Source organism: Methylibium sp. T29 (assembly GCF_000576205.1).
Lineage (GTDB): Bacteria > Pseudomonadota > Gammaproteobacteria > Burkholderiales > Burkholderiaceae_C > Methylibium > Methylibium petroleiphilum.
Genome location: NZ_AZND01000285.1, coordinates 1 through 3,947, shown reverse-complemented (window position 1 = coordinate 3,947; position 3,947 = coordinate 1). Strand labels below are relative to the sequence as shown.

The following is a 3,947-nucleotide window of genomic DNA, read 5'->3' as shown; positions in this document are numbered from 1 at the left end:
CTGGCGGAGCAGGCGCGCGGCTGCAGCTCGGACTCGAGGCCTACCGGGCCCATGCCGCGGCCGCCGCCGAACGCGCGCTGGCCGTGGCCTATCCGACCTTGCTGGCCCTGGTGGGCGCAGAGGACTTCGGCCGGGTGGCCCGCGCACTGTGGTGCGACGCGCCGCCGCAGCGTGGCGATCTCGCGCAATGGGGGCAGGATCTGCGACCTTCGTCGAGGCGCAGGCGGACCTCGCCGAATGGCCCTACCTCGGCGATTGCGCGCGACTCGACGCCGCGATCGTGCAGTGCGAAGGTGCGGCCGATGCCGTGCTCGATCGCGACACGCTTGCCTGGCTGGCCGAGCACCCGGCCAAGGCCTTGAGGCTGCGGCTGGCACCGGCGGTGCAACTGCTCGCGAGCCGCTGGCCGGTGGCGGCGCTGCACGCAGCCCATCGGCACGACGGTGATGCTGCCGTCGCCGCCGTCCGCGAGGCGCTCGCGACCGGCCAGGCCGAGTCCGTGGTGGTCGGGCGCACCGCTTGGCGGGCCGACGTGACGCCGGTCGATGCCCCGGTGTTCGCCTGGATGCAGGCTCTGCAGGCGCGCCGCACGCTGGCCGAGGCGCTGCAGCGGGCCGGCCGGGGATTCGACTTCAGCGCCTGGCTGATCCAGGCCCTGCAACGCGGCTGGCTGTGGAAGGCCGAGCTTGTTGACGAGACCGAGGAGAAACACCATGACCCAGACCTGGCTTGAAACCCCGTTGGCGCTGTGCCGCACCGGCACCCGCGTGCTGGAGGCGCTGCAGCCGGCGGCCCAACTGGCCGCACGCCTCTATGTCGGCGCGGTGTTCTTCCGCTCCGGGCTGACCAAGATCGCCGACTGGGACACCACGCTCGCGCTGTTCCAGGACGAGTACAAGGTGCCGCTGCTGCCGCCGCACCTGGCCGCGGTCATGGGCACCGGCGGTGAACTGGTGCTGCCGGTGCTGCTGGTGCTCGGGCTGTTCGGCCGCTTCGGAGCGCTCGGGCTGTCGGTGATGAACGTGGTGGCCGTTCTCAGCCTCGAGGAGATCGCGCCGGCGGCGCTGCAGCAGCATGTGTTCTGGGGCAGCCTGCTGGCGGCGCTGGCCCTGTGGGGCCCCGGCAAGTGGTCGCTCGATGCGTGGTGGTGGCCGCGCGTGGGCGGCTCGCCACGCCGCTAGAAATCGCGCGGACGGAAGTCCAGCAGCATGGCCGACGGCACGCGGCCGTCGGTGTCGCGCGGGAGCACCTCGGTCTTGTCGATGGCGCGCAGCACGGCCTCGTCCCAGGCCGGGACGCCGCTGGACTTGACGAGCCGGCGGCCGACGATCGTGCCGTCGGGGGCCACCTTCACCTCCACCGAGGCGAGCGGGTTGCCGTCGACCTCGTCGCCGAACACCACGTTGGGCTTGATGCGTGCCTTGATGCGACCGGCATAGCTGGCCGATGGCCCCGCGCTCTGCGCCGCCGTGCCGGTGCTGCCCGGCGCGCCGGTACCGGCGGCCTCGGCCATCACGCGGTCGAGCTGCTGCCTGCGGATGGCTTCCTGCTTGGCCTGGCGCTCGGCCTCGGCCTTCTTTTTCTTCTCCGCCTCGCGCTTGTCGGCTTCGGCCTGGGCCTTCTCTTCCTGCTCGCGCTGTTCCTTCTTCTTGCGCAGCGCGTCTTCCTTGCGCTGTTCCTCGAGCCGCTGCTTCTCGAGCTTCTCCTTCTGCTCGCGCTTCTCGCGTGCGATGTCGGCGTCGCGGTTCGGCGGCGGTGGGGGTGGTTCGGCCTTGGCCTGCGGCTCGGGCTTCGGCGGCGGGGTCGGCGTGGGCGTCGGTTCGGGCGGCACGGCGCGGGGCGCAGCAATCTGCGGTACAGCCGCCCACAGCTCGGCCTCCACGCCGGCCGGTTCGGACCTGCGCCAGTTGACGCTCAGGCTCAGCGCCAGCACCAGCAGCCCGTGCGCGATCAGCGCCAGCACGGCCGCCCCGTGGCAGCCCCCCGGGCTTGCGCGGGCGCAGGTCGTCGAGCGTCGTCGCGTTCATCGCGGCGTCAGGCCCCGGTGGCCTTGACCGCCAGGCCCACGCGCTGAACGCCGGACTTCTGCAGCGTGTCCATCACCTTCACGACCTGCTCGTACTTGACGTTGCGGTCGGCGGCGATGATCACCGGCGTGTTGGCGCTGCCGTTCTGCAGCGCCGTCACGCGGCCGGCCAGTTCGCGCAGCGAGGTGCGTGCCGCGTCCTTGCCGTCGACGCGCAGCTTCAGGCTCTCGTCGGTGCCGACCACGACCTCGATCACCTTGTCGGGCTGGCGCTTGGCCTGGCCGACCGAGGGCAGGTCGACCACGCCGGTGGTGATGAGCGGCGCGCTCACCATGAAGATGATCAGCAGCACCAGCATCACGTCGATGAAGGGCACCATGTTGATCTCGTTGATGGTGCGGCGGCGCGAGCCGTGGCGTGCAGTGACTTGTGCCATGGGTCAGTGCCCTTGGCCGATGTTGCGCTGGAGGATGTTGGAGAACTCCTCGATGAAGGTCTCCATCTGGATCGCGATGCGGTCGATGTCGCGCGCGAAGCGGTTGTAGGCCAGCACCGCCGGGATGGCGGCGAACAGTCCGATCGCGGTGGCCACCAGCGCCTCGGCGATGCCCGGGGCCACCGTGGCCAGCGTCACCTGCTGCAGGTTCGCCAGGCCGGTGAAGGCGTGCATGATCCCCCACACGGTGCCGAACAGGCCGACGTAGGGCGACACCGAGCCCACCGAGGCGAGGAAGCTCAGGTGCGATTCCACGGTGTCGAGTTCGCGCTGGAAGCTCGCGCGCATCGCGCGGCGAGAGCCGTCGAGGAGCGCGCCCGGATCGGCCACGCGGCGCTCGCGCAGCTTCATGAACTCGCGCATGCCGGAGGCGAAGATGCGCGTCATCGGGCCGGATCGGTCGGCCTTCTTGGCGGCGTCGGCGTACAGGTCCTGCAGGTTCTGGCCCGACCAGAAGTCACGCTCGAAGCCCTCGTTGAGCGCGCGCACGCGCTTGAGCCCGAACAGCTTGCCGAAGATCACGGTCCAGCTCGCGAGCGACATCGCCAGCAGCGCGACGATGACCAACTGCACGACGAGGCTCGCGTGCAGCACCAGCTGGAAGATCGAGAGGTCTTGTGAATTCATGCCAGGGCTTCGAGGAGAGAGATCGGAATGCGACGCGGGCGGAAGGTTCCGCTGTCCACGCAGCCGATGCGGATCGTGCCTTCGGCCAGCAGCGTCTCGCCGTCGGGATCGCTGCGCCAGCATTGTTGCGCGAGCTGCAGGCTGGCCTGCCGGGCTTCGCGGATCGTCACGCTCACCTGCAGCAGGTCGTCGAGCCGGGCCGGGCGCAGGTAGCGCACCGCGGTCTCGCTGACGATGAACATCACGCTCTCGCGGGTGCGCAGTATCTCCTGCTCGAAGCCGAAGCCGCGCAGCCACTCCGTGCGGGCGCGTTCGAAGAACTTCAGGTAGTTGGCGTAGAACACCACGCCGCCGGCGTCGGTGTCTTCCCAGTACACGCGCAGCGGGAAGCGGAACGCGGGGGGCAGTGAGGAGATCGGCAAGATCGGTCAGGCACTCAGGGTGCAGCCAGCGTGCGACGGTAGACCGGTCCCCAGAGCGGGTGGCCGGCCTCGGCCTTGCTGAGGGTGAAGGCCGGGTCGGCGCTGCGTGCGGCGCGGAACGCGTTCTCGCAGGCCTTGGCGCGCTGGCTGGTGCAATAGATGAAGGCCAGGGTCTTGTGGGCGGCGGCGCGGTCCTTGGGGCTGCGAGACCGGCCTTCAGCGCGCCGCCGAGGCGCTGCTCGGCGAGCTTGTACTGGCCATCGTCGTAGGCGCGGAGGCCTGCGAGCAGCGCTTGCTCGGCCGGCCGTGCGCTGAGTTCGACCACGCTCACCGGCGGCGGGGGCGCGGGCGGAGGGGGGGCGGTGGCGGCGCGGG

The 3,947-nt window shown here is 70.8% G+C and carries 8 protein-coding genes; 2 read left to right on the top strand and 6 right to left on the bottom strand.

From position 1 onward, the window contains the following. Positions 1-188, bottom strand: a 188-nt coding sequence (locus tag x551_RS27690) for a hypothetical protein (protein ID WP_253950422.1), incomplete at its 3' end; no start/stop codon positions are given. Here x551_RS27690 and x551_RS19485 point away from each other — a divergent pair. Beyond that, on the top strand, positions 188-733 hold the full coding sequence (locus x551_RS19485) for a hypothetical protein (RefSeq protein WP_036250384.1): 546 nt from the start codon (positions 188-190) through the stop codon (positions 731-733). The two genes, x551_RS27690 and x551_RS19485, sit on opposite strands and share 1 nt — an antisense overlap. Beyond that, positions 714-1,181, top strand: a complete 468-nt coding sequence (locus tag x551_RS19480) for a DoxX family protein (RefSeq protein ID WP_036233599.1) — start codon at positions 714-716, stop codon at positions 1,179-1,181. The genes x551_RS19485 and x551_RS19480 overlap by 20 nt, the downstream gene beginning before the upstream one ends. On the opposite strand, the gene tolA is transcribed toward x551_RS19480, so the two are convergent. From tolA to x551_RS27685, 5 genes are all read right to left on the bottom strand, one after another. Continuing rightward, positions 1,178-1,963, bottom strand: coding sequence for a cell envelope integrity protein TolA (tolA, locus tag x551_RS19475; RefSeq protein WP_051495795.1), 786 nt, complete (start codon positions 1,961-1,963; stop codon positions 1,178-1,180). The genes x551_RS19480 and tolA overlap by 4 nt on opposite strands. A 71-nt stretch (positions 1,964-2,034) precedes the next feature. Beyond that, positions 2,035-2,463, bottom strand: a complete 429-nt coding sequence (tolR, locus tag x551_RS19470) for a protein TolR (RefSeq protein WP_011830537.1) — start codon at positions 2,461-2,463, stop codon at positions 2,035-2,037. Positions 2,464-2,466: 3 nt separating this feature from the next. Beyond that, positions 2,467-3,150, bottom strand: a complete 684-nt coding sequence (gene tolQ, locus x551_RS19465) for a protein TolQ (RefSeq protein ID WP_011830536.1) — start codon at positions 3,148-3,150, stop codon at positions 2,467-2,469. Then, positions 3,147-3,572 (bottom strand): tol-pal system-associated acyl-CoA thioesterase, encoded by a 426-nt coding sequence (gene ybgC, locus x551_RS19460; protein ID WP_036233596.1) that lies wholly within the window; start codon positions 3,570-3,572, stop codon positions 3,147-3,149. The genes tolQ and ybgC overlap by 4 nt, the downstream gene beginning before the upstream one ends. A 14-nt stretch (positions 3,573-3,586) precedes the next feature. After that, positions 3,587-3,733 carry a hypothetical protein gene (locus x551_RS27685; RefSeq protein ID WP_253950423.1) on the bottom strand — a complete coding sequence of 49 codons (147 nt, stop codon included), beginning with the start codon at positions 3,731-3,733 and terminating at the stop codon, positions 3,587-3,589. Positions 3,734-3,947 lie beyond the last annotated feature (214 nt).

Excerpts from the sequence above, each read along its gene's own strand:
- tolQ (WP_011830536.1), bottom strand. The coding sequence starts at position 3,150 with ATGAATTCACAAGACCTCTCGATCTTCCAGCTGGTGCTGCACGCGAGC.
- x551_RS19485 (WP_036250384.1), top strand. The coding sequence starts at position 188 with ATGGGGGCAGGATCTGCGACCTTCGTCGAGGCGCAGGCGGACCTCGCC.
- x551_RS19480 (WP_036233599.1), top strand. The coding sequence starts at position 714 with ATGACCCAGACCTGGCTTGAAACCCCGTTGGCGCTGTGCCGCACCGGC.
- tolR (WP_011830537.1), bottom strand. The coding sequence starts at position 2,463 with ATGGCACAAGTCACTGCACGCCACGGCTCGCGCCGCCGCACCATCAAC.